The organism is Fusibacter fontis (assembly GCF_055378735.1).
Genome location: NZ_AP042445.1, coordinates 3,286,381 through 3,309,993, shown reverse-complemented (window position 1 = coordinate 3,309,993; position 23,613 = coordinate 3,286,381). Strand labels below are relative to the sequence as shown.

Here is a 23,613-nt window from a genome sequence, read left to right as displayed (position 1 = left end):
AGGATTTTCACCGTTTTTATGATTGAACAAAGCGCATGGAACAGTTGTCTCATGCGCTTTTTTTTGATATATTTAAACTAAATTATACGAGGAGTTTATGATGGAAAAAATACTCATAGTTGAAGATGAACTCAAAATTGCCAGAATTATTGATTTGCAATTGAAATATGCAGGATACGAGACTGAACTTGCCTACAACGGTGCAGAAGCAATTGAAAAAGCCAATCGCCATTCGTTTGACTTAATTCTACTCGATGTGATGATGCCTGTTATGGACGGTTTAACAGCTTGTAATGCCATAAAAAAACTCCATCCAGACGTTAAAATCATTATGCTCACGGCCAAGGACGACATGCAAGATGTGATCAATGGACTCGATTCAGGCGCTGATGATTATGTCACAAAACCCTTTAAAGTTGAAGAACTTCTAGCGAGAATTCGCGCAAATATTCGCAAAAAAGTGATTCAGGCAACATCTGACGATATTCTCATTGTCGAAGATGTTTTGATGGATTTACTCAAGTATGAAGTCACTAGAAATGGCAAAATAGTTGAACTTTCCAAAACTGAATTCGATTTATTAAGACACCTCTTTGTCAATCGAGGCATCGTTCTAACGCGCGAACAAATCCTCAATAAAGTCTGGGGATACGATTATTATGGCAATTTAAATATCGTTGACGTATATATTAAATACTTGCGAGATAAAATTGACCGTGACTATGAGAAAAAAATCATTCACACCATTCGAGGACGTGGTTACATTGTGCGATAATAAATGGCGAAAAAAACTATATGGATATTTTCATCATATGAAACTGAGTTCGCGTATTACACTTTCAAACATTGTGCTCTATACACTCTTAATTGCCGTGACCATGCACTTCGTTTCAATATTTACGAGCCAGTTTCTCTTTATGAAAAATCGTGAAGATCTCATGACGAAGAAAGATCAAATTGAAGATATGCTTGAAGACGAACAAGCATCCCTTAAAATAACCCCAAAAGCATTGCGTTTCCATGCAATTAACGAAAAACTCAAGCAATACTACATCGTGGATAATTATCAAACTATGATTTTAGTATTTGACTCCCTTGGGAGCAATTCGTATTCGCTGAATAAGGAAATGTTTGATTCTCTCTTTTTATCTGAATATAAAATCAGCCCCAAAAACATTGAATTTCAAGTGATTCATCACGAAGATCCAGAACTTAATTTAGAGCGATTAAACATCAATGTCTTCAGTTACGTCAACGCCAATGAAAAAATCAAGTTTTCGAATGCAACACTGAAAATTCCATGTCGCTTTGCAGAGTCTTTTATTGAGCAAACGAAATTTCTCGGCAATAAAATGATGTATACAAGCGTCCGATACGATTCATCCGACGGCTATTCAGCGTATGTTTTGATATTTCTAGATCCCGAAATTGAAAAGAGTTTTCTTTTAAGTTTAAATTCTGCGCTGATCATTTCCTCAGTTTTAGGTATTTTGTTTTTGACTCTATTTGGTCGCCTTTTTACTCGGCGTGCATTAAGACCTCTGGTGGATTTGTCCCATGAAGCACAAAAAATTGACAATGCCGTTTTAAGTTATCGTATTCCGTCCAATCAAACCAATGACGAAGTGGATACCCTCATTAAAAGTTTGAACTTGATGCTACAAAACTTAGAACAATCTTTTGATTATCAAAAGCGTTTTGTTTCAGATGCATCACACGAATTGAGAATTCCACTGACGATTGTTTTAGGCTATATCGATTTGTTAAAAACAATGGGTTATGACGATGAGGCCCTTTTAAAAGAATCTCTTGATTCAATTGAATCAGAAGCCATTAATATGAAAAATCTCGTTGAGAAACTTCTTCTCATTGCAAGACTTGAAAACAATCGCATTACTCTGAATATGGAAAGTATTCAAATGGTTGATTTCTTTGATAAAATTGCACAAGAATGCCACAAATTGTATCCGGATTATCATTTTGAATACGCACTTGATTACAAAGAGAGCATTTACTCGGATTACGAACTCTTAACTCAAGTCATACGCGCACTCAGTGAAAATGCTGTGAAGTATTCTAAACCCAACACCACCATTACATTTTCAACTCGAATAGAACGCCAATACGTCGAGATTTCGGTTAAAGATCAAGGGGTCGGTATAAAAAAAGAAGATATTCCAAAACTGACCAACCGCTTCTATCGCCTCTCTGAGGATCGCAACCGAAAAACAGGTGGTGCTGGCCTTGGACTCTCGATAACAGATTCACTTGTTAAAGCACTTGGTGGCTTTATGCGTATTGAAAGCGACTTGGGAAAGGGCACTCATATTCTTCTTTATTTTCCACTTGTGGACAAACACACTTATTTCAGGCAACAACTTTAATCTAAACACTCATACACGCTAAAAAGGGAGCTTCTCATCTGTTGAGAAACTCCCTTTGTTTATTGATTACTTGTTTTTATAATGTTCCACGAGTTTTTCAAGAGCTGGCAACGAACGTTCAATCATAGCCATATCCACGCAATAAGACATTCTAAAGTATCCTGGATAACCAAATCCGCTTCCAGGTACAAGTAATAAGTTGAATTTTTTCGCTTCCATTACAAATGCGACATCGTCTTCTTCGAGTGCTTTTGGGAACAAATAGAATGCACCTTTTGGTTCCACCATTTCAAATCCTAAAGCTTTCAATTTTGAATACAGCACATTTCGTCTGATTTCATAAAGAGAGATGTCAATCGTTTCATCAAGTGAATCCGCGATTACTTTTTGCCAAATAGCTGGTGCATTGACAAAACCCAGTGTGCGATTCGCAAATGCCAAGCCGCCCATAAAAAGTTCCACATCTTCAAATGTACTATTAATTGCAATATAACCAATTCTTTCACCAGCAAGTCCCAATGATTTTGAGAACGAATTGATCATCACTGCATGGTGATAAAAATTAAGGATATTAGGTACTTTAGCATCACCATATATCAAGACTTTGTAAGGTTCATCAGAAATTAAATAAATCTCTCTTCCAAACTCTTTCTCTTTACGTGCTAAAATTTCGCCCATTCCCTTAAGTGTCTGCTCTGAGTAAATAACCCCTGTTGGATTATTTGGCGAATTGATGATGACAACACGCGTTTTATCCGTGATTTGTTCTTCAAAAGTAGTCAAATCAGGCTCAAATGTTTTTTCATCTGTTTTGATGATTTTAGGAATGCCATTATTGTTATTGATATAAAAGAGATACTCTGCAAAGTAAGGGGCAAAAATAACCACTTCATCTCCACGATCAAGAACGGTTCTTAAAAAGACATTGATACCACCCGCAGCGCCAACTGTCATGAGAATATGTTCATGTGTCAGTGGTTTTTGAGCATCTTTATTAATATACTCTGCTACCTTTTGACGGACATCTTTGTAACCTGCGTTGTCCATATAACGGTGGGATCCTTCAAAATCTCCATTAACAAGTTCTTTCAATTTATCAGTTACTGATTTTGGTGGTTCAAAATAAGGATTACCTAAACTATAATCATAGACATTATCTTCACCAAATTGCTCTTTTAGTTTGCCACCTTCAACAAACATCCGTCTAATCCATGAAGCGTTTTTTAAGCCTTCACTGATTTCTTTTGATATCATACTTGCGCCTCCTAAAATATTCTCCAGACCTATTATATCACAAATGCAAATTATTTTGTAAAGATTAAAATTTTTTTAGAAATCCAACTTCAAATTGACAATTTTCATAAGAATCAGTAAAATAAAGGTGTTATAGGTGCCATTTATTTGGAGAATAGGGAATTAGGTTAAAATCCTAAGCGAACCCATCACTGTAAAACGGAGTATTTGCATTTGCCACTGGGAAACTGGGAAGGCGCAAATTACGAAGATGTTAAGCCAGGAGACCTGCCTATGATCGAACGAATGGATGACGGCAAAACCCATTACCCCTAGGGGTAATGGGTTTTATTTTATTTAAAGGCTAATTTTAATTAGGAGGGCTTATGTTTCAACCATCATTAAAAACAATTCAACCCCTTGACGAGACGACGATGCAACAAGCGCGTTGTCGTATTGATCAACTGGTTAAACCGCAAGGTTCACTCGGTCAAATTGAAGAAGTCGCTATTAAACTTGCAGGAATTTATGGGACGATTGAACCCAAAATCGAGAAAAAAGCACTGATTGTGATGTGTGCAGATAATGGCGTTTGCGAAGAAAATATTGCCTCTGCCCCACAAATCGTGACCTTGGTTCAAGCCATCAATATCGCAAAAGGTATCACTGGGGTCGGTGCATTTGCAAAATTGACACAGACAACGGTCTATCCTGTGGATATCGGTATCAACACACCTGACTCGCATCCATTACTCATCAATCATAAAATCATGCCCGGTACACACAATATATCAAAGACACATGCCATGTCTCGAGATCAAGTGATTCAGGCCATTCAGGTTGGTATTAACATGGTAGGGCGTGCGGTTCAAGAAGGACACAATGTCATCGCAACTGGTGAAATGGGCATTGGAAATACAAGTACCTCCACTGCGATTTTATCCATTTTATCTGGAAAAGATCCCGATGAACTCACTGGCGTTGGTGCAAACTTTCCAGTAGAAAAATTATCTCACAAAGCAGCTGTCATCAAACGCTCTTTAACTTGCAAATCCTTTGATACCTCTGACCCTATCGATATTCTCTCTGCAGTTGGCGGTCTGGATATTGCTGGAATCACGGGAATCATGCTGGGTGGAGCACTCTACCGGGTACCCGTAATTATCGATGGGTATATTTCCACCGTTTCGGCACTATTGGCTGAAAAAATCTGTCCAAGCTGTAAATCGTTCTTATTTCCTTCACACGCATCGCTTGAAAAAAGCGCCGCTCTTGCTACAGAACTCTTGGGTATGAAGCCGTTTTTCAACCTCGAACTTCGATTAGGCGAAGGAAGTGGTGCAGTTTTGGCCTTTAACATTCTCGAAGCTGCCTGTGCCATGATCAACGACATGATTACGTTTGAAGAAGCTGGAATCGCAGTTGTATAATTTTATAAACACTTTTGATTGAAATGTACCTTTTTCCTTTTAGAATCATTCATTTCGCGTTATAATTAGAAAAGAAAGAAATACTAGGAGGGAAAATATGACATATATTTTAGGTCATCGAGGTGCCAAAGCCTACTATGCAGAAAATACACTCTTATCGTTTGAAAATGCCATTAACCAAGGCGCAGACGGTATTGAACTCGATATCCATTATTCAAAAGACGGTCAAATCATGGTATTTCATGACTTTACATTAGATAGAATGTGTGGCGTAAAAGGTGCCATTTACGAGAAGACTGCAAAAGAGCTTAAAGATTGCCGTGTTCATTACAAAAATCAATCCGAAGAAATTCCGACACTCGAAGAAGTCCTCATGCTCCTGACGGCACTTCAAGAAAAATTCAATAAAAAACTGCTGTTAAACGTAGAGTTTAAAGCAGGGAGTGATTTTTATCCAAACATTGAACAACGCACTTTAGACCTTTGCTATCGTTATCTACCATCGTCTCAACTGATCTTTTCATCATTTGACCATTACGCGCTAAAGCGCATAAAAGAAATAGATTCAGAGGCTCAAATCGGTTTATTAACCACATGCGCTATGGTGGATCCTTGGGAATATATTCAAAAATTAAAAGCGAACTTTTATCACCCCAATCATTTGACCCTAACTCAATCAAAACTAGATGAATACACTTCACACCAAATCAAATTAAATCCTTACACTGTCAATGATCCAAACTATGCAAAACTTTTTATTAAAAACCACTGTCATGCTATCATCACAGATACACCTGATGTCATGATCGCTATACGACGTGATATTGAACAGTCTTCATCAGACACGGGCATCCAATAGGTTGCCCTTTTTTTCTGGAGACGATTGATAATGTGAAGGTGCAGGTGTTTTTGACGCTGTTACAGTTGTCGTCACGCCACCACTCGCATACGTTCTTCCGCATTCAGGACAGATATCTGAAAATATTTTTACATTTTGAGAGACAACTTCTCTATTTTCAGCCTGAGCGCTGGCTCTTTCATTGGATACGTGCTCTTGTTCATGAGAAGAAACCGCAGAAAAAGAAGCCTCTGGCGATATATTGGCAGGTGTCTTAAAGGATACACCAGGGTCGTCAGAACCGTCTACGTATCGTCTTGAACTACAAGTTGCACACTCCATAAATCCCATTTGCTTCATGCGCTTTTCACCATATATATCGGTCAATGTCGCTAGTCGATCCTCAGGCGCAACAATTTTTACTTCTTGAGGATTTGAATTTCCTAAAGAAACACCACTAGAACCGATAGTGGTCTGACTTGGACCATCAGATTTAACAGGTGACGATTGCCCCGTATAAGTAGGTGGATTCAGTTGTGGTTGAATACGTTCCATAGAGAACCTCAATTCTAAACTGTCATGAGACAAATGATTTCATTAAAACTTTAGATGACACGAACAACACTTATTTAATCTATATACCCAAAATTTCAAATTTTAAGAGGTGAATATGCATATTGTTTTCGAAAATGAACATTTTATTGTTGTTGAAAAACAACCGAATGTTCCTACAGTGCCCGATCAAACGCGCTCACTGAGTCTGTACGACTCGCTCAAAGATTATTATGAGTTTAAACTTGGGAAACCACTCCACTATCTGGGAATTGTTCATCGCCTCGACCGTCATACTGGTGGACTCGTCGTATTTAGTCGACACGAAAAAGCCACAATTAAACTCAATCAACTCTTTGCTTCACATCAATTAACAAAAAAATACATCGCACGTGTTGAAGGAAAACTTGAGACTCGTCACGATACGTGGACTGATTATTTGACTGTTGATAAAAAACTCAACAAGAGTTTTATTTCCACAGAAAGTGATTTACAAGCAAAACGCGCTGAACTGAGTTATAGTGTCCAAAGAGAAAAGGACACGCCACATGGCATCATAACTGACGTTGAGGTTGAACTTAAAACTGGACGTCAACATCAAATCAGAACGCAATTTGCTCATAGAGGCCATCCGATTCTTGGCGATGATAAATATGGCGCTACTTATATTGTAAATACGCGACAATCGATGACCCTTTGGTCTTCATATCTGTCATTTAAACTATTTGGAAAAAACTACTCGTTTACATCCACACCACCCGAAAAGGATTTATGGATACTTTAACAGATCTATAGATACTTTATCAGATTTATCAACTCAATAAAGGATTTTTTCATCCAAAAAAAGGACTCGTCACTTTTAGCTGACAAGTCCTTTACTTGAATGATGTACTTACTTAACTTTTACAATCCAACCTTCTGGTGCTTCAATTTCCCCAAATTGCATACCAACAAGTGTCTCGTAAAGTTTTCTTGTAACTGGGCCTACCTCAGTTTCACTATGGAACACATGTAAGTGTCCTTTGTACTCGATTCCACCAATCGGTGTAATCACTGCAGCAGTTCCACATGCACCCGCTTCAACAAATTCACTTAAATTGTCGACTCTGCAATCGCGTTCCTCAACAGTTAAGTGTAAATAGTGTTCAGCAATGTGCATCAATGAATACTTCGTAATACTCGGTAAAATAGAAGGTGACATTGGCGTCACAAACTTTTGATCCGCAGTTATGCCGAAAAAGTTCGCCGCACCCACTTCTTCAATTTTACTATGTGTTGCTGGGTCCAAATAAATACAGTCTGCAAAACCTCTTGCTTTTGCTTCGCTGTGTGGTAGTAAACTACCTGCATAATTGCCCCCAACTTTAGCGGCGCCTGTACCATACGGTGCAGCTCGATCCATATCTGAAATCGTAAAGTTAACCGGAGCCAAACCACCCTTGAAGTAAGGGCCTACTGGCACTGCAAATACACCAAATAAGTACTCTGGTGCTGCTTTTACGCCGACATTATCGCCAACGCCGATTACATATGGTCTCAAATAAAGTGTTGCACCTGTTCCATAAGGCGGTACCCAACGGTCATTTGCCTTAACAACTTGAATACATGCATCGATAAATTTTTCGATTGGTACTTCTGGCATTAATACACGACGACAGCTTCGATTAATTCTCTTCGCATTTTCATCTGGTCTAAATAACTGTACGTCTCCATTTGGAGTTCTATACGCCTTTAAACCTTCAAAACACTGTTGTCCATAATGGATTGCTGTAGATCCTTCGGAGATTGTAATGGTATTTTCCGTTACAAGTTTTCCTTCATCCCAACTTCCATCTTTCCACATCGAAATATAACGTAAATCTGTTTTCGTGTAACTAAAGCTCAATTTTGACCAATCTAATGAAATGCTATCACTCATTTTCTAAAAGCCCCTTTCGATAGTATGCTCCAGAAAAAGGTTACCCACACATATTATAATATGGAACGCTTAAAATTTCTATTATATTTACGTAAAGGCGTACTTACTTATTACGTTTTATTCACCAACACTTTTTCTACGACTTAATCTTCTCATTAAACGATCGTTTAATCCACATGCAATGTCGTTTTCAGCGTCATTCTCACGATTGAAGGCTCGTCTGAGTAGTGTGTTACCTCATTGAGTTTCACCCACTTCACATCATGCGATTCGTCGCTCACGGATAAGTCTTGATTTCCTAGTACTCTTAATAAAAATCGTACATCATAATGTAGGTGCGAAGGGACGTCTCCTCTTGCAGGGATTTCATGTACATCCACGTCAAAAATACCTGGTGTAACAAAGACCAAATGTTGGAGTCCGGATTCTTCTTGAGCTTCACGAAGAGCAGAAGCTTCTATACTTTCTCCAATTTCAGTATGTCCTCCTAATTGGAGCCATCGATTGAGTTTTTTATGATGTGTCAAGATAACCGAATCATTGGACTCATTTAAAATCCATGCAGACGCTGTTATATGCCCGTCTAAACAGGTATTCCCAAATGGACACTTTTCAGTTTCTAAAAAATGTTTAATATCAAGTGCAGCTTCTAGATGATAATACAAATGCATCTTTTCACGATTCAACTGTTTAAATGCAATTGCCTCTTCAATATAACGTTCAATGAGTTCAAGTAAATGTTCAGAATGTGCCATTTGATTTTTTTCCATATTGTCCTCCCAAATAAAAAAGGGTGTATGCACACCCTAATACGTTGGATTATCAATCAGTAGTTCCTGAAGAAAAGGCGTAACCGATTCAATCTCGATTTCTTCTAATCGGCACCATTTAGTACAAACCAACTCTTCATCGTCTTGCTTTGGCGTTAAGTGCTTCATATCCTTCACTTCAATTTTAAAGATGAATCCAACATGGTGCAAGGTAACTTTTCCCATTACTTCATCTGTATAATTTACAACCACTGCATCTGACTTCATAAAAGTTTGATGTTTAATTTCAAGCCCTGTTTCTTCAAGGATTTCTCTAATTAACGTCGTTTCTGGTTCTTCTCCAAACTCGATCTTTCCTCCGGGCAAATCCCATAAACCTTTATAAGCGCCATTGTTTTTTTGCACCAGTAAAAGTTGATCGCCTTTAGTGATCATTCCATAAACCGAAAATTGCTGAAGCCTCTGAACCATAAAAACCTCTCCTATTTGTTTTGGTATTATCTCCGTTAGCTTCTCATTTATTCACTTTTAAACGAGAGTCTTATAATACCTCTCTAAATATTTTACCCAATCTTTGAATGCCTTCAACTATTTTTTCTTCAGACATGTTCGAAAAATTAAGTCTCATGTAATTCTCTTGACCGCCATTTGGAAAAAATGAACCTCCTGGCACAAAAGCCACTTTGTTTTCAATTGCTTTAACGAGAATTTCACGTGTATCCACTTGTTTCGGAAGTTCAACCCAAGCAAACAATCCACCACTTGGAATGATGAGATTTGCTGACTTCGGAAACTCCTGACGAACAGTCTCAACCATTAAATCTCTTCTCTTTTTATAAACAACTTTTATCGATTCAATATGCGCATCAAAATCATATAGATCGAGATACATATTAAGTTCACGTTGACTCATAGAGCTCGCTTGTAAGTCCGCACCTTGTTTCACGATGATATATTTATTCAGAACTTCTGGAGAAGCTAATACCCAGCCAATTCTAAGCCCTGGGGAGAAAGTTTTCGAAAAAGTTCCCAAGTAAATGACACGGCCTTCTGTATCATACGATTTAATCGTTCCAATCGTTCTACCTTCAAATCGAAGTTCTCCATACGGGTTGTCTTCAATAATCATGACATCATATCGATTGGCAATTTCAACAAGTTGTCTTCTTCTTTCATCTGACCAAGTTCGACCAGATGGGTTCTGAAAATCAGGAATCACATATATAAATTTCACATTTGGAGTCGTCTGAATCATCTCTTCAAGATGAGACATGACCATGCCATCTGCATCTGTCTGGATTTCTTTGAATTGACATTCATAAGCTCTAAACGCATTAATTGCGCCTAGGTAACTTGGACTTTCACATAGAACATAATCACCTGGATTGATAAAAATCTTCCCGGTAAAATCTAACCCTTGCTGAGAACCATTTGTAATGAGAATATCTTCCTTAACCGCTTCAACACCAACGCGTTTCATTCTTTCAGCGATTTTTACTCTTAAGGGGTCGTATCCCTCTGTCGTACTATATTGCAATGCTTCACAACCCATATCACATAGTACTTTTTGTGAAACTACCTTCATCGCCTCGATTGGAAATAATTCCGGCGCGGGTAATCCGCCTGCAAATGAAATAATATCCGGTCTTTGAGTAAGTTTTAGAATTTCTCTGATCTCAGATGCTTTAGCTTGATTGATTCTTTCCGAATACAGATGTTCCATGATTTATCCTCCTAAAATGTAACGCTTTGCTTATGCAAAGAAGTTCTTTGACATTTCTTCAAGGAATAAACGCGTATGTTCTTCTGTCTGAGTTCTTGCTTCTTGCGCATCGCGGTTTTTAATAGCACCTGCAATGCTTTTAAACGAATCAATAAGTCCATCATATTGCTGAATCACATAATGTATGGATTGTAAAAAGCGCGCGGTTTTCGTATTGAGCATATCCAGCGTTTCAATTAGAATGTCGTTACGTGAAGCACGTCTAATGATTTCGTGAAACAATTGGTCATCTTGAATACACAGTTTATAATCCTTGACTAAGTCATAGGTGGAGAATCGGTCGATAATTTGAAATAGCATCTCAATCTCTTCTTCTGATGCACGTTTTGCTGCGAGTTCAGCTGCAAAGGCTTCTAAGTTTTTCTTCACTTCGTAAGCACTTTTGACTGTCGCAATATCGATTTGTGTCACAAACGTTCCTACACGTGGTCTAAACTCAACCAAATCAATTTGTGTCAATTTGATTAAAGCCTCTCTCACTGGCGTTCTGCTCACACCGAATTCAAAACTGAGATCTTTTTCAATAATTGGATCGCCAGGTTTCATCTCAAGCTCAATAATTCTTCTTTTTAGTTCCTCGTAAATTAAGGGTTTTGATTGTTTAATCATACACATCCTCATGTCAGTAGAATTTATATTTTCCCTATATTATACACGAAACCCATCATGAAACCAATAGCAACAATTCAACGTAGATTCTCTATGAAATGTCAGCTGATATATCAGCTATATATTTAGACTATCACTTTTTGCTATGGTTCACAATATTTTAGCTAAATGTATACAATATTCTTATAAAAACCTTTATTGATTTAATGCACCTTATGGTATAAAACGTAACTTTTGGGTAAATCTTCATTAATGACCAAACCAAATGTCACATTCTCTTTTCGCACTTTCAGGCGAATCTGAGCCATGTACGCAGTTTTCAGTTTTAGAAGCTGCATATTGCCCTCTTATTGATCCAGTTTCCGCCTTTAACGGATCGGTGGCGCCATGAATTTTGCGAATCACTTCAATTGACTGCTCACCTTCGATCATCACGACCACCATAGGTCCAGATTTCATAAAAGTAACAAGCGATGGATAAAATGCCTTATCCACATGTTCCGCATAGTGTTTTTCTAGAATTTCATCTGTCGCCATCAACATTTTCATCGCTGAAATTGTCAGACCTTTTTCTTCATACTTTTGGATAATGTGTCCAACAAGTTTACGACTCACTGCATCTGGTTTAATAATGACGAGTGTTTTTTCCATTCCAAGCCTCCATTGAGATTGACATAAAAATAAATATTGATTATTTGTATTGATTTTAACAAACTACGATTAACAAATTATGATTAACACATCACTATCAAAAATAATTATAAATACGATTGTCAACCTGAGGATATTTAAGGTTGACAATAGACAAAACCATCCTGTATACTACTCATGAAACGTGTTCTTTGTATTATAAATCATGAATTATTTAGGAGAATCCATATGAAAATGAAGACGAAATCAATGATATTAGCAAGTATGTTTGCTGCAATTACAGCTGTTATGGGTGTTTTACCTGCCATCCCCCTTCCATTCTCTCCAGTGCCCATCACGCTTCAGATGTTAGGCGTTTTGCTATCTGGTGCAATTTTGGGCGGTGGTCTCGGTTTTGTTTCGATTGTGATTTATTTGTTATTGGGACTTGTGGGACTTCCAATATTTGCTGGAGGCGCTTCAGGACCGGGTGTTTTTACAGGTCCAACCGGGGGTTACCTTCTTGCATTTCCTATCGCTGCATTTATAATGGGTTACTTTGTGAAGCGTGCAGAATCTAACAAAAAATTGTTTTTTGTTTACAATGCTTTTGCCTTGATTTTACCAATTGCAATCGTCTATATCATCGGGACAATACAATTGGCTCTCGTACTGGATTTTTCCATGTCAAAAGCTTTTTTAGTAGGAAGTCTTCCATATATCCCTCTTGATTTACTAAAAGCTGCAATTGCTTTGTCTATTGCTTACCCAACTAGACGACGTTTAAATAAACTTTTATAAATTTCCTAAACTATAAAAAAGTTCAAGGTGCGAGTTGTCTCCATTCCTTGAACTTTTTTTATTTGATTCCCTATTTCCATTGTTCTTGTTTTATAGTCGTGGGACTGTGATTATAAACTTAAATTTTTACTTAAATTCTGAGCTGCGTGCTGATAGTACTGTTTGAGTCTTGGCGTATCTGCTAATTTTGAAAGTTCTATGGTCAACTCTGCAATCATCAAATTCCCGCCAACTGTTTCTCTCAACTCATGGATAATTGCCTCAGTTAACTTCGGTTGTGACAAGACTTTCGCAATTGTCCATCGATCTTCTGCCAGCCCTTTGAACTCACTAGGGACATATCTTATCATACGCTCCATGTTCTGAATTCTTATTAGCTCTTTCTGCAACTGCCACAAATAACTTTCCTTCCAGAACTCAAGATCTTTCGAAGCATTTAGAGCATTTAATTCATCCCATAATCCCACTCTTTCACCAGAATAATACCGATTCAAAAGATTTAAAAAGACTAAATAAGCATCATTATTTACCACTATTCGACTTGCTTTATATCGATTGACTTCTTCTCGATAAGCCTGTATATCCGTACAAACATACAAATAGCGTAAACAGCGATAGAATTGTCGTCTCATTTCTCTTTTTTCAATCACGATAAATGAAATAAGAGAAAATATCATTAGAATCAGACCAACTAAAGGTCGATTAAATGCCATCTGTAAGAGCGAAATGATGAGTAAGGTCAATAAATACATCCACTTTGTTCGTCGTTTCATGTTAATTTCCTAATATCTCTGTCTCTCTCAATTTAATTTCTTTAATCACTTCGCTATAAGGTTTTGTAAAATCAGTATACTTTCCAATCACTGCATTAAGTAAATAATGCGTGTCTAAAATATCAATATCATAAATCATGCATCGCGTTGCAGTCAATAAAAATCGATCCATCTTAGGTGCATTTTTCATAAGTTTTCGATATAAATACTCTGAAATTTTCTTATCGTGAACATCCAATAGCGAATAATACAGCCTCAAATCTTTATTATCATACTGTTTAAAAATAATTTCACGAACTTTTTCACTTCCAAGATCGTTTTTGATTTGGCGAAGTGCCAATAGGTCATATTTCATTTGACGGAAAGTCATATCATAATTTTTGTATTTAATATTAATTTCATGCTCGCCTTCAAGTGAAAACTCATTGCGTTCACCAAAAATTCTTTGGTGGTTATTTTTTAAGAACTCATCTCCTAATAACGAAATGAGATAACTGATGATCGCATTGGTCTCGATACCTTTTTGAATCATCAATGCACCAGAACCCAATATCACTATTTTTGCATAATAAACGTCGCTTTCGTCAAAGTTATACGCATAGCATTCAATAATATCTGAAATAACTTCTGTAGAAATTTCTGATGCTAACAACGAGATGAACAAGTGAAATGTCTTATCCATGTTATAAATTGGCGATTCAGTAATTGCATCAATATTTTTACCCTTTGCAATATCATTGGCTTTGCTTACTAACTTAATATAATTGATCAATTTGAACTTATCCGTAATCGGTAATTTGTTAATGCGTGATAATTCAAAAGAATTTTCAAAGTATTCTGTAATATGATCATATTTACCAATCATGTTAACCTCCAGTATTCATTCGCATATTTTGTCTGAATCTTCATAACATTTAGCAAACTCATCATTTCAACATATGCGTGGATATTTATGCACTGATAAAAAGGTTTAAATCTCCCTTTCTTTTGTCATGTTGAAATAAAAAATTCCCCCTCATTATTATTATAACATGTGCTTTTGTAAATTCTACCTTAAATCTATCAAAAAAGTTGTTTTTCATTCTTTTAGGGTACATAATGTAAATAACCACACTAATTTAAGGAGGATTTATGCTAAAAATATACACACGAACTGGCGATAGCGGAGAGACTAGTTTATATGACGGCGCAAGAGTACCAAAAGATTCAATACGTGTTGAAAGTTATGGAACAATTGATGAACTCAATTCTTCTTTAGGGTTAGCAAGACAATTTAGTCAAGACGATGAAATTACCGAAATTATACTAAAAATGCAACGTGCACTCTTCAATGTAGCTGGCGAACTCGCTACTACTGTCGGAGAAAATTTTCCCGAGAAAATCATGCAGTCCGATGTCGATTGGCTCGAGCATGTCATTGACTCTTATTTAGAAAAAATCGGGAAAGAAGATGCCTCTAAATTTATCATTCCCGGAAGTAATTTGTTAAGTGCTGCTCTTCATGTATCTCGGTCAATCTGCAGACGTGCAGAAAGACGTGTTCTTACACTTCATGAAGAAACCCAAATTAGACCGATTCTCATTAAATATATTAACCGTTTTTCAGATGCGCTCTATGCCATGGCTCGCTATTCTGAAACGGAACGCATTTTTGTAGATTTTAAAAAATAATACGCTCACCAACTGACGAAAGGAGCTTGTATGGAACGTTTAAAGGGTTTGCTCTTTGGCGCTTTCGTCGGCGATGCGTATGCCTTAAGTTACAACGGAATTTATGATAAAGAAAAACTCATACAAGATAGGAATCTGAAAGAAACATACAGATTACCCATTAAAAACAGCTTAAACTATGGCAAAATAAAAGGAGATTTTACTCATATTGGTGATCAAAGTTTATTGCTTTTGAAAAGTATTGCTTCTGAAAATACGTTTTCAATCAATGCTTTTAAACTTCACTGGATCACCCATATGCGTAATTACGAGGGGTATATCGACAACGCCACAAAAGAATCATTGAGCCTACTAGACAGCGGCACTAAAAAAGGGTCGTCTTCTGATGATCTAGGTGGATTAGCTCGTATCGCACCACTCATTTTTTATCATTGTAGTGATTTAGAGTTACCTAAATATATTGAACTTCAAACACGTTTGACACATAACAACGAATTTTTAATTCAGCTATGTGCCATTGTCAAAGACTTAGTATTCGAAGTACTTGATGGTAAATCATTGACGGAAGCAATTGAGTACCTTGCACAAAAGTATTCAATCATCGCCACTGTCTATAAGCGTTTGTTAACTCGCATGAATGAAGATACTTTTGATGTTGTAAAAGATATTGGACAAGTGAGTTCAAGTCGCTTTGCATTTCCATCCGCACTTTATCTCATGCTCAAGTATCAAGATGACTTTACAGAAGCGCTCTATCAAAATGCTCAATGCGGCGGCGATACTGCCTCAAGAGGCATGTTCATCGGCATGATTTTAGGAGCTGTTCACGGTTATTCGAATATACCGATTCAACTGATCGAAAGTTTGAACGACTATGCCCTCATTCACAATTTTGCTATGAGAAAGCCCATTTAGTAATGGGGTGCCGAAAGGTGCCCTTTTCTGCTATCTTACGGAGGTACTTATGCGAACCATGCAGCGCTTATTGGGTGCTTACAAACAATCAAAAACACTTGAGTTTGATCAGCGTTCGAAATTTGTATTTTTTAGCGATGTCCACCGAGGCGACAATAGCCTTTCAGATGAGTTTGCTCACAATCAAAACATTTATAAGCATGCTCTTCAATATTATTATAATAACGGATATACCTATGTAGAAGTTGGCGATGGTGACGAACTCTGGGAGCAAAGTAAATATCATGTCATTCGGTATGCGCATAGTGATGTTTTTATGACACTTCGTGCCTTTCATCAAGATCATCGTTTCATTATGCTCTATGGGAATCACAATATCATCCTCAAAAACCCACTATATGTTCAAAAAAATCTATATTATTTCTATGATGAATACGAAGAAACTGAAAGTGAGTTATTTAAGGATATTCAAATTTATGAAGGCCTCGTGTTAAAAAATTCTAACCTTAACGTTGAATTGTTTGCTGTACATGGGCATCAGGGCGACTTTATTAATGACCAAGCATGGCCAGTAACGCGATTTATGAGCCGTTATTTCTGGCGTTTTTTTCACATTGTCGGATTTCAAAATCCTGCAAGTCCAGCCAAGAATGCGCATAAGCGACATAAAATCGAAGTCAATTACTCAAAATTTATCAAGCTCCACAACAAAGTCTTAATCGTTGGACACACCCATCGTCCAAAATTTCCAAAACCTGATGAAGTCCCTTATTTCAACACTGGCTGTTGCATCCATCCACGAAATATCACCGGTATTGAGATTTACGACAATAAAATAGCCCTCGTCGAATGGAGAATTGAACCAAGCGACGACGGCAATTTAAAAATCATCCGACACACCATGCGCGGACCTAGAAATCTTAGTGAATTTTCATGTAAGTAAACTTTCTCCAGACCCACTCAACTGGGCCTTGCTTAAAGCGCATGAGCCACAAACGACTCGCAAAGATTTGTAGTGTAAAAAAGGCAATTGCGATAGGCACATATTGCCAATACTCAATCTTACCGAACCATCCTGCGCCATATCCATTGATGAAAGTGGTAACAGTGATGGTTTGTACTAAGTAGTTCGTGAGTGCCATCTGACCTGGATATTTTAGTAATGTTAACGGCTTTTTCCAGTGTTTATTTGCATATAACCGTATCAGTGATGTCATATAAAACACTGCTAGCATAAAGGTCAGAAGCTCATCTGCAAGAAAACCAATCCAAACAGCCTTTTTCACTAGTATACCCGTGATTACCGCCGTGTAAAGACCTATTGAAATCAAAGAAAGAATCCCTGTTACAGTCCAAATTTTTACGATTTTCGGCATATTTGCCTCTAAATTCGTGAAAATTTTTTTTCGCCCAATGAGATACCCGAATATAAAAAGCGCAAGTATTTTAGGCACAATAATTAAGAGATTCGAAAGTACGAGTGGAATTTCCTCGTTGAATCGATACTGAACCATTTGAGCATATGATGACTGTGAATAGTAATTTTGTGCTTCTTTTTCAGATAAAGATATCGCCTGTAAAGATGAATCGCCATCACTCGAATAGTGAAAACTATCTACCGAAAAGCTCGCATATAGGACAGATATAAGAATCAATAAGATGACTGCCGTTCTCATCAGCGATTGATCTGAGCGTTTATGAAGCATCAAAAGTATTGCACCTGTCACTGCATACGTCAACAAGATATCTCCGTACCAGACAAAGACAAGATGCATACATCCTAAGAAAAAGAGAAATATCAATCGTTTGACGAATAACACCGATGACACAGGTTGTTGATTGGATTTATTCATAAACAGGTAAAAACTCAATCCAAATAACATTGAAAACAAAGTATAGAACTTACCAGATGCGAACACGTGAATTGCCCATGCAGATAGTTGATTTCCGATGCCCTTTAGCAAAAAAGGAGAAGATAGATGCGTATAAATCGTCGCATCTATCATCGTTAAATTAACAAGTAGAACACCGAACAAGGCAAAACCTCGAACGATATCCACTTGAATCACTCTATTTTTTCCATCAACAGGAAGGTTCATGACTATAAGCCCATCATTTGTAACAACATATCTTTGAGTGAATCTCTGTTAGTTTTAAAATAATCCACTAAAGACATAATGCTCATGCGTGTATCTTCTGAAAGCGATTCAGAATCTTTCTCTAAATCTTCCATAAAGGTATCCACAACATCGCTTTCAAGAATATTGGTAAGTCCAGTAGCCACTAAATCTGTACCAAACGTCTCTGCCATATAAGGATCTTCAGCAAGTTCAAGTAAACGCACTGTATCATCAGCTTTTGGCATTTTATCAAACTTAACATCTCCGTCAAATGCGTTCATCGTAACTGTTTGTTCAAATGCAAATCCCATAATATCCATTGACAATACAACTTGTCGAATATCATAATGTCTATCGATTGCAATGCGAATATTATATTTCAAATCATCCATTGGCACTTCAGACATCGAATAAAGCGCTTCACTATAAGTCGAAATAAGTGTATCAATACCTTCTTCATAAGCTGCATCAAACTCAGTATCAATTGAATCAATCAACGATTTAAGAACTTCTTTTTCAACGCCAAGCACTTCATAGTCTTTTGAAGAAATAGCCAGTTCAATCATTTCAACAGCTTTCGCTTGGATTAATTCTTTTAATTCATCATCATTTTTAATTTCTTCCAAAAGATCAATATAAAGCTCCATCATTTCATCAAGTGAAAGGTCACCTTCAATGATGTCACATTTCACTGTATCGCCATTGCTTAACTCAATTTTTTCTTTGCCATCTTTTTCAAAGTTATCTAAATGCTTTTTAAGGATTTCTTGATATTCATCGCCATTTTTAAGAAATTTCTTATATTCAGCATCATCTTTCATATCCAAGAGATCCATGTATTTATCTAAGTCAACTTTACTTAAGTCGATGCCATTCATCTCATAGATATAATCAAATAATTCTGCTTTTGTAAGACCTAATGGTTTTTCCATTGCCATCTCGCTACCGATAAGCATTTGCTCATCTTGCATGTTGATGTACATATCTAAAACGGATTTATTTGAATAGCTCAATTGAACACTTTCATAAAAAGATAATTCTTTTTCATCCATGTCAAATTTTGATTTAACATTTCCATCAATCGATACGCGTGCAAGCATCTTAGATACAAGTTCTGCCATCGCTTCAGGTTCTGTTGAGTAATAACTCATATAAGTAGCAAGTGCTTCATCATCTACATCAAAATTAGCCGAAAAACTTGTATCTACAGCAGAATGCGAATTATGTGTCATACTGTAAACCATGTAATTAACTGGGTCGCTCTTAATCATGATCCCTTTAACAACAGTGAAGCCAACCACACCAGTCACAACAACTGCAATCGTTGCAATTAGTGCAATAATCAATTTTTTGTTCATAAAATCCTCCTAAATATCCTTTTGTGTATCCAACCTAAATAAATGCTGATAACTTTGACTATTATATCACAAATTCACCTATAAAAATCATTAAAATTGTCTTATAATCTTAGTAACTCTTCATGAATAAAGAAATGAACTATTGGGTAAAATAAAGAAGTCACTGAGTCAATGTCCACAATTTCACGACATGATTTTTCAGTGACTGCATGATTCTTCAGTGACTGCATTCTTCAGCAACTAAATTCTTAACTACAAATTCCAAGGAGGCTTATTATGGAATACGAATTACCTCATGATCCAGTGATTCTCGTGGGTACCATCAATATGAAACTCAGAGACTTTTATAGTGATCTCGATCAGCTATGCGATGATTTGGAACTGGATAAAGACGCCCTCAACGATACTTTAAATTCAGCAGGTTTTCGTTATGATGCAAAATCCAATCAGTTTCATAGCGAAAAATAACCTTCGCTTAATTCAGTTCAAACACCACCGGACAGTGATCGCTTCCGTGAATTTCACTTCGAATCGCCGCACTTTTAAATCGTGGGATGAGAGATTCTGACGCTAAGAAATAGTCAATTCTCCATCCTACATTTTTTTCTCTCGCTTTTCCAAAATACGACCACCAAGTATATGCATCCTTCAAATCTGGATAAAAGTATCTAAATGTGTCCACGAATCCAGCTTCAATCAGTTCGGTCATTTTTCCTCGTTCTTCAACCGTAAAACCTGCGCTTCTTTGATTGGTTTTGGGATTTTTAAGGTCAATTTCCTTGTGAGCGACGTTGAGGTCTCCGCATACAATCACGGGTTTAGCTACTTCTAATCGCTTCAAATACTGTCTAAAATCATCTTCCCAATGCGTTCTGTACTCTAAACGCTCTAGTTCACTTTTCGAATTAGGCGTATAAACGGTGACCAAATAAAAATCAGAATATTCAAGGGTAATCACGCGGCCTTCTTGATCGTGCTCTTCAATCCCGAGTCCAAGTGCTACACTGATGGGTTCATGTTTCGTGAAAATTGCTGTACCAGAATACCCTTTTTTCACGGCATAGTTCCAATATTGATAATATCCTTCAAGTTCTAGATCAATTTGACCCTCTTGCAATTTAATCTCTTGTAAACAAAAGAAATCTGCATCTTCTTCTTTAAAATACTCTAAAAAGCCCTTGGTCATACAAGCTCTCAAACCATTGACATTCCAGTTAATAAATTTCATGACTCATCCTCCTTATCCGCCTGCCGACGGCAGTATTTATAACAATTCAACTAAAAAATCGTTTACCAATAAAACCATGTAAAGATGCCCATGAAAAATAGCAACATCCCTACATTTATCATGAGAAAATATCGATGATACCTTCTGGTTCGATACTGTTTGGCATAGTATTTAAATGCAATCAAGTTTGCCAGTGAAGCAATCATCGTTCCCAAGCCTCCAACGCATACACCAACCAGTAAAGCGTTTGGAGATGACACAAATGCACTGAGTAAAATCGTCGCAGGAACATTGCTGATACCTTGCGAGAGCATACTACTGGTGAGAAAAATTTGCATGTCTGTTTTTAATATCTGATTGACCGATTGTTTGATCCACGTGAACTGATTGATGTGATCCACAAAGATAAAAAAGCAAATAAACGTTCCAAGCAAAAAATAATCTAACGACTTAAATAACTCGCGGTCTTTTATCAAGACGAGAGCAGAAACTGCTATGAGCATGTAGACTATATTCAATCTAAGAACAATGATGGCAATTGTGATAACAAACAAAGTACCATAAGCCAACAAAAGTTTATGTGGTTTCATCTGTTCTCTTAAATGTACCTTTTCAAATGGATTCGACTGTATCCTCATAATCGGCAAGATTAAAAGACCAAGTCCCATAAAAACAAATGGCGCAATCGTCAAGACAAATGCTACAACATCCATATGATAAAAATTGTAAATAAACAAATTCTGTGGATTGCCAAATGGTGTTAAGCTCGAACCAATATTGGCTGCAATAGCCTCAAGTACGATAATTTTATAGGGATCAAACCCCACCTTTTTACTCATAATGATTGTAATTGGAACAACCGTGATAAGCGCGACGTCATTTGTGATGAACATGGCTAAAATAGCCGTCAAAATCGTCATCATTGCAGCAGTCTTTCGTTCGCTATTCACTTTTTCTAACACCCACATCGCAATTGATTCTAGCAGTCCATATTTTTCAAATGCCAAGGTGATGAGCATTAAAGTCGTCAAGATTCCTAGGACATTTAAGTCAATCGCTTCAAAATTGAACTTTGCAAAAAAACCAGTAACGGTCGCCATCAATAGTGCGATGAAAAACACGACTTCCTCGAAAAATTTATTTTTTATAACTTTTAACATAGACACGCTCTCAGTCATATCATCAGACTTTATTCTATTATTTAGACTTTATTCTATTATTTAGACTTTATTCTATTATTTAGACTTTATTCTATTATTTAGACTTTATTCTATTATTTAGACTTTATTTCTCAATCGCTTTGTATCTGGCTTTTTCGCGTACAAAAGCCCTGCTACAATTGCAGTTAGTGGCAACGTCAATAGAATTCCCATACTTCCCACAACGGCTTGAAGCATTTCGACGATAACCATCTCTCGGTTGAGCAAGTCAAGTACCGATGAGGAATACGTAATTAACAAAAGGACAATTGAAAGTGATCCTCCTATATAAGCTAAAACCAACGTATTTGCCATGGTTCCCATGATATCTCTACCAATGGTCATTCCTGAACTCACCAATTGTCCAAACGTTGTCGCATCATACTTTTCTCTCATCTCATAAAGTGCTGATGAAATCGACATAGCGACGTCCATAATCGCACCCATCGCACCAATGACAATCGCTCCAAATATAATGGCTTTTAAATCAATTGGATTCTCAGGGTTCATCATTAAAAGATAAACGGATTCTTCGTCGATAAATCCTGTTAATTTGAGCGCATAGTCCATTATAACAACAAGTACTGCTGAAATTGTGACACCACTCATACATCCAATAATTGAAACCAGTGTCTTCAAATTCACACCACTGACAATCACTAATGTCATAACAGTTGAATAAAGACATACTAAAATAGACCAAAAGTAGATATTATATCCAGAAAGGACTGCAGGAATAAACACCATAAAAACTGCTAGCACTGTAAACACTAAAGAAACAAGTGTTTGAAGTCCTTTAAGTCTACCAAATAGTAATATTAATCCTGCAAAAACAAGCGCTAATATCAATAGTTTGTCTGTTCTTAAATATTCACCATACACCCAATCAATGCTATATTGTTCACTCGAGATCTGATACATCAAAATTTTATCGCCAACTTCAACTTCTTTTGGCATAAAGGCAAAATAATTGTTGATGTTTTGTACAGCCTCAACTTCTTCACCTTCACGATTACCCGCTAGAATTTGCGCCTTAAACAAAATATCTTTATTTTCAATGGTGTCTTCTCCACTCGTTGGCACATCCATCTGTATTTCTTCGACAATTTCTGTGATTTCAGCTTTTACGACTTCCGTTTTATTGTCTCCACCAAATGCAGTCATCTCTCGACTCGCGATTTTATTCCCCACATAAATAAAAACAATCGATAAAATAATCACTGCGATGTAGACCAATGTCTGAATATGCTTTGTCTTGTTCTTCTTTTCTTTGATGATGATTTTTGCCATATGCCACCTTCATTGTTTTTTATTCATTATAGCTTGATTTGAGGTAGAGGTAAAGTTTTACATTCATAGTTGCAACTTATGTAATTGTTAGTATATAATTATACTATATTA

At 36.9% G+C, this 23,613-nt stretch carries 25 protein-coding genes and 1 riboswitch; of the genes, 10 read left to right on the top strand and 15 right to left on the bottom strand.

Annotation, left to right across the window (positions count from 1 at the left end; genetic code table 11):
* The first annotated feature begins 97 nt into the window (after window positions 1–97).
* Window positions 98–775, top strand: a complete 678-nt coding sequence (locus ACZ41W_RS15015) for a response regulator transcription factor (RefSeq protein ID WP_464312810.1) — start codon at window positions 98–100, stop codon at window positions 773–775.
* Between the two features lie 37 nt (window positions 776–812).
* The gene (locus ACZ41W_RS15010) at window positions 813–2,384 is read left to right on the top strand and encodes a sensor histidine kinase (protein WP_464312809.1); all 1,572 of its coding nucleotides are present in this window, start codon (window positions 813–815) and stop codon (window positions 2,382–2,384) included.
* Between the two features lie 66 nt (window positions 2,385–2,450).
* Here ACZ41W_RS15010 and ACZ41W_RS15005 read toward each other — a convergent pair whose 3' ends face one another.
* A complete protein-coding gene (locus tag ACZ41W_RS15005) occupies window positions 2,451–3,638 on the bottom strand; it encodes a pyridoxal phosphate-dependent aminotransferase (protein ID WP_464312808.1) in 1,188 nt (395 codons plus the stop codon).
* A 117-nt stretch (window positions 3,639–3,755) separates the two neighbouring features.
* Window positions 3,756–3,927, top strand: a riboswitch (cobalamin riboswitch).
* Window positions 3,928–4,003: 76 nt separating this feature from the next.
* On the opposite strand from ACZ41W_RS15005, the gene cobT reads away from it, so the two are divergent.
* The gene (gene cobT, locus ACZ41W_RS15000; RefSeq protein ID WP_464312807.1) at window positions 4,004–5,047 is read left to right on the top strand and encodes a nicotinate-nucleotide--dimethylbenzimidazole phosphoribosyltransferase; all 1,044 of its coding nucleotides are present in this window, start codon (window positions 4,004–4,006) and stop codon (window positions 5,045–5,047) included.
* A 97-nt stretch (window positions 5,048–5,144) separates the two neighbouring features.
* On the top strand, window positions 5,145–5,906 hold the full coding sequence (locus tag ACZ41W_RS14995) for a glycerophosphodiester phosphodiesterase (protein WP_464312806.1): 762 nt from the start codon (window positions 5,145–5,147) through the stop codon (window positions 5,904–5,906).
* Here ACZ41W_RS14995 and ACZ41W_RS14990 read toward each other — a convergent pair.
* A complete protein-coding gene (locus tag ACZ41W_RS14990; protein WP_464312805.1) occupies window positions 5,886–6,440 on the bottom strand; it encodes a hypothetical protein in 555 nt (184 codons plus the stop codon). The genes ACZ41W_RS14995 and ACZ41W_RS14990 overlap by 21 nt on opposite strands.
* A gap of 115 nt (window positions 6,441–6,555) precedes the next feature.
* Between ACZ41W_RS14990 and ACZ41W_RS14985 the strand changes: the two genes are divergently transcribed.
* The gene (locus tag ACZ41W_RS14985) at window positions 6,556–7,221 is read left to right on the top strand and encodes an RluA family pseudouridine synthase (RefSeq protein WP_464312804.1); all 666 of its coding nucleotides are present in this window, start codon (window positions 6,556–6,558) and stop codon (window positions 7,219–7,221) included.
* Window positions 7,222–7,329: 108 nt separating this feature from the next.
* Here the strand turns inward: ACZ41W_RS14985 and ACZ41W_RS14980 are convergent, their stop codons facing one another.
* The 6 genes from ACZ41W_RS14980 to ndk form a co-directional block, all read right to left on the bottom strand.
* Window positions 7,330–8,355, bottom strand: coding sequence for a branched-chain amino acid aminotransferase (locus ACZ41W_RS14980; RefSeq protein WP_464312803.1), 1,026 nt, complete (start codon window positions 8,353–8,355; stop codon window positions 7,330–7,332).
* 167 nt (window positions 8,356–8,522) lie between these two features.
* Entirely contained in the window at window positions 8,523–9,125 is a 603-nt protein-coding gene (locus ACZ41W_RS14975) for an NUDIX hydrolase (protein ID WP_464312802.1), read from the bottom strand.
* 36 nt (window positions 9,126–9,161) lie between these two features.
* The gene (locus ACZ41W_RS14970; RefSeq protein ID WP_464312801.1) at window positions 9,162–9,596 is read right to left on the bottom strand and encodes an NUDIX domain-containing protein; all 435 of its coding nucleotides are present in this window, start codon (window positions 9,594–9,596) and stop codon (window positions 9,162–9,164) included.
* A gap of 70 nt (window positions 9,597–9,666) precedes the next feature.
* Complete coding sequence (locus tag ACZ41W_RS14965; protein ID WP_464312800.1) at window positions 9,667–10,848, bottom strand: aminotransferase-like domain-containing protein; 1,182 nt, start codon at window positions 10,846–10,848, stop codon at window positions 9,667–9,669.
* 30 nt (window positions 10,849–10,878) lie between these two features.
* The gene (locus ACZ41W_RS14960) at window positions 10,879–11,517 is read right to left on the bottom strand and encodes a GntR family transcriptional regulator (protein WP_464312799.1); all 639 of its coding nucleotides are present in this window, start codon (window positions 11,515–11,517) and stop codon (window positions 10,879–10,881) included.
* Between the two features lie 249 nt (window positions 11,518–11,766).
* The gene (ndk, locus tag ACZ41W_RS14955) at window positions 11,767–12,168 is read right to left on the bottom strand and encodes a nucleoside-diphosphate kinase (RefSeq protein ID WP_464312798.1); all 402 of its coding nucleotides are present in this window, start codon (window positions 12,166–12,168) and stop codon (window positions 11,767–11,769) included.
* 228 nt (window positions 12,169–12,396) lie between these two features.
* Here ndk and ACZ41W_RS14950 point away from each other — a divergent pair, with 228 nt between their 5' ends.
* Complete coding sequence (locus ACZ41W_RS14950) at window positions 12,397–12,948, top strand: biotin transporter BioY (protein WP_464312797.1); 552 nt, start codon at window positions 12,397–12,399, stop codon at window positions 12,946–12,948.
* Window positions 12,949–13,058: 110 nt separating this feature from the next.
* Here ACZ41W_RS14950 and ACZ41W_RS14945 read toward each other — a convergent pair whose 3' ends face one another.
* Together ACZ41W_RS14945 and ACZ41W_RS14940 are read right to left on the bottom strand one after the other, a co-directional pair.
* Window positions 13,059–13,721: a hypothetical protein gene (locus tag ACZ41W_RS14945; RefSeq protein WP_464312796.1), complete on the bottom strand. Its 663-nt coding sequence runs from the start codon at window positions 13,719–13,721 to the stop codon at window positions 13,059–13,061.
* A 1-nt stretch (window position 13,722) separates the two neighbouring features.
* Entirely contained in the window at window positions 13,723–14,586 is an 864-nt protein-coding gene (locus tag ACZ41W_RS14940) for a hypothetical protein (RefSeq protein WP_464312795.1), read from the bottom strand.
* A 266-nt stretch (window positions 14,587–14,852) separates the two neighbouring features.
* Between ACZ41W_RS14940 and ACZ41W_RS14935 the strand changes: the two genes are divergently transcribed.
* From ACZ41W_RS14935 to ACZ41W_RS14925, 3 genes are read left to right on the top strand one after another with little or no spacing between them, the layout of a single operon-like run.
* Window positions 14,853–15,392, top strand: a complete 540-nt coding sequence (locus ACZ41W_RS14935) for a cob(I)yrinic acid a,c-diamide adenosyltransferase (protein ID WP_464312794.1) — start codon at window positions 14,853–14,855, stop codon at window positions 15,390–15,392.
* A 30-nt stretch (window positions 15,393–15,422) separates the two neighbouring features.
* Window positions 15,423–16,307, top strand: coding sequence for an ADP-ribosylglycohydrolase family protein (locus ACZ41W_RS14930; RefSeq protein WP_464312793.1), 885 nt, complete (start codon window positions 15,423–15,425; stop codon window positions 16,305–16,307).
* Window positions 16,308–16,356: 49 nt separating this feature from the next.
* Window positions 16,357–17,250, top strand: coding sequence for a metallophosphoesterase family protein (locus ACZ41W_RS14925; protein WP_464312792.1), 894 nt, complete (start codon window positions 16,357–16,359; stop codon window positions 17,248–17,250).
* On the opposite strand, the gene ACZ41W_RS14920 is transcribed toward ACZ41W_RS14925, so the two are convergent.
* Window positions 17,228–18,406, bottom strand: coding sequence for a DUF418 domain-containing protein (locus tag ACZ41W_RS14920; RefSeq protein ID WP_464312791.1), 1,179 nt, complete (start codon window positions 18,404–18,406; stop codon window positions 17,228–17,230). The genes ACZ41W_RS14925 and ACZ41W_RS14920 overlap by 23 nt on opposite strands.
* A 2-nt stretch (window positions 18,407–18,408) precedes the next feature.
* Window positions 18,409–19,785, bottom strand: coding sequence for a hypothetical protein (locus ACZ41W_RS14915; RefSeq protein ID WP_464312790.1), 1,377 nt, complete (start codon window positions 19,783–19,785; stop codon window positions 18,409–18,411).
* Between the two features lie 276 nt (window positions 19,786–20,061).
* On the opposite strand from ACZ41W_RS14915, the gene ACZ41W_RS14910 reads away from it, so the two are divergent.
* Window positions 20,062–20,253: a DUF4250 domain-containing protein gene (locus tag ACZ41W_RS14910; protein WP_464312789.1), complete on the top strand. Its 192-nt coding sequence runs from the start codon at window positions 20,062–20,064 to the stop codon at window positions 20,251–20,253.
* A 7-nt stretch (window positions 20,254–20,260) separates the two neighbouring features.
* Here ACZ41W_RS14910 and ACZ41W_RS14905 read toward each other — a convergent pair whose 3' ends face one another.
* From ACZ41W_RS14905 to ACZ41W_RS14895, 3 genes are all read right to left on the bottom strand, one after another.
* Window positions 20,261–21,013 (bottom strand): exodeoxyribonuclease III, encoded by a 753-nt coding sequence (locus tag ACZ41W_RS14905; RefSeq protein ID WP_464312788.1) that lies wholly within the window; start codon window positions 21,011–21,013, stop codon window positions 20,261–20,263.
* A 62-nt stretch (window positions 21,014–21,075) separates the two neighbouring features.
* Complete coding sequence (locus ACZ41W_RS14900) at window positions 21,076–22,173, bottom strand: SLC13 family permease (protein ID WP_464312787.1); 1,098 nt, start codon at window positions 22,171–22,173, stop codon at window positions 21,076–21,078.
* A 117-nt stretch (window positions 22,174–22,290) separates the two neighbouring features.
* Window positions 22,291–23,502 carry a YibE/F family protein gene (locus ACZ41W_RS14895; protein WP_464312786.1) on the bottom strand — a complete coding sequence of 404 codons (1,212 nt, stop codon included), beginning with the start codon at window positions 23,500–23,502 and terminating at the stop codon, window positions 22,291–22,293.
* Window positions 23,503–23,613: the final 111 nt, after the last annotated feature.

Excerpts from the sequence above, each read along its gene's own strand:
- ACZ41W_RS15015 (WP_464312810.1), top strand. The coding sequence starts at position 98 with ATGATGGAAAAAATACTCATAGTTGAAGATGAACTCAAAATTGCCAGA.
- ACZ41W_RS15010 (WP_464312809.1), top strand. The coding sequence starts at position 813 with ATGAAACTGAGTTCGCGTATTACACTTTCAAACATTGTGCTCTATACA.
- ACZ41W_RS15005 (WP_464312808.1), bottom strand. The coding sequence starts at position 3,638 with ATGATATCAAAAGAAATCAGTGAAGGCTTAAAAAACGCTTCATGGATT.
- cobT (WP_464312807.1), top strand. The coding sequence starts at position 4,004 with ATGTTTCAACCATCATTAAAAACAATTCAACCCCTTGACGAGACGACG.
- ACZ41W_RS14995 (WP_464312806.1), top strand. The coding sequence starts at position 5,145 with ATGACATATATTTTAGGTCATCGAGGTGCCAAAGCCTACTATGCAGAA.
- ACZ41W_RS14990 (WP_464312805.1), bottom strand. The coding sequence starts at position 6,440 with ATGGAACGTATTCAACCACAACTGAATCCACCTACTTATACGGGGCAA.
- ACZ41W_RS14985 (WP_464312804.1), top strand. The coding sequence starts at position 6,556 with ATGCATATTGTTTTCGAAAATGAACATTTTATTGTTGTTGAAAAACAA.
- ACZ41W_RS14980 (WP_464312803.1), bottom strand. The coding sequence starts at position 8,355 with ATGAGTGATAGCATTTCATTAGATTGGTCAAAATTGAGCTTTAGTTAC.
- ACZ41W_RS14975 (WP_464312802.1), bottom strand. The coding sequence starts at position 9,125 with ATGGAAAAAAATCAAATGGCACATTCTGAACATTTACTTGAACTCATT.
- ACZ41W_RS14970 (WP_464312801.1), bottom strand. The coding sequence starts at position 9,596 with ATGGTTCAGAGGCTTCAGCAATTTTCGGTTTATGGAATGATCACTAAA.
- ACZ41W_RS14965 (WP_464312800.1), bottom strand. The coding sequence starts at position 10,848 with ATGGAACATCTGTATTCGGAAAGAATCAATCAAGCTAAAGCATCTGAG.
- ACZ41W_RS14960 (WP_464312799.1), bottom strand. The coding sequence starts at position 11,517 with ATGATTAAACAATCAAAACCCTTAATTTACGAGGAACTAAAAAGAAGA.
- ndk (WP_464312798.1), bottom strand. The coding sequence starts at position 12,168 with ATGGAAAAAACACTCGTCATTATTAAACCAGATGCAGTGAGTCGTAAA.
- ACZ41W_RS14950 (WP_464312797.1), top strand. The coding sequence starts at position 12,397 with ATGAAAATGAAGACGAAATCAATGATATTAGCAAGTATGTTTGCTGCA.
- ACZ41W_RS14945 (WP_464312796.1), bottom strand. The coding sequence starts at position 13,721 with ATGAAACGACGAACAAAGTGGATGTATTTATTGACCTTACTCATCATT.
- ACZ41W_RS14940 (WP_464312795.1), bottom strand. The coding sequence starts at position 14,586 with ATGATTGGTAAATATGATCATATTACAGAATACTTTGAAAATTCTTTT.
- ACZ41W_RS14935 (WP_464312794.1), top strand. The coding sequence starts at position 14,853 with ATGCTAAAAATATACACACGAACTGGCGATAGCGGAGAGACTAGTTTA.
- ACZ41W_RS14930 (WP_464312793.1), top strand. The coding sequence starts at position 15,423 with ATGGAACGTTTAAAGGGTTTGCTCTTTGGCGCTTTCGTCGGCGATGCG.
- ACZ41W_RS14925 (WP_464312792.1), top strand. The coding sequence starts at position 16,357 with ATGCGAACCATGCAGCGCTTATTGGGTGCTTACAAACAATCAAAAACA.
- ACZ41W_RS14920 (WP_464312791.1), bottom strand. The coding sequence starts at position 18,406 with ATGAACCTTCCTGTTGATGGAAAAAATAGAGTGATTCAAGTGGATATC.
- ACZ41W_RS14915 (WP_464312790.1), bottom strand. The coding sequence starts at position 19,785 with ATGAACAAAAAATTGATTATTGCACTAATTGCAACGATTGCAGTTGTT.
- ACZ41W_RS14910 (WP_464312789.1), top strand. The coding sequence starts at position 20,062 with ATGGAATACGAATTACCTCATGATCCAGTGATTCTCGTGGGTACCATC.
- ACZ41W_RS14905 (WP_464312788.1), bottom strand. The coding sequence starts at position 21,013 with ATGAAATTTATTAACTGGAATGTCAATGGTTTGAGAGCTTGTATGACC.
- ACZ41W_RS14900 (WP_464312787.1), bottom strand. The coding sequence starts at position 22,173 with ATGTTAAAAGTTATAAAAAATAAATTTTTCGAGGAAGTCGTGTTTTTC.
- ACZ41W_RS14895 (WP_464312786.1), bottom strand. The coding sequence starts at position 23,502 with ATGGCAAAAATCATCATCAAAGAAAAGAAGAACAAGACAAAGCATATT.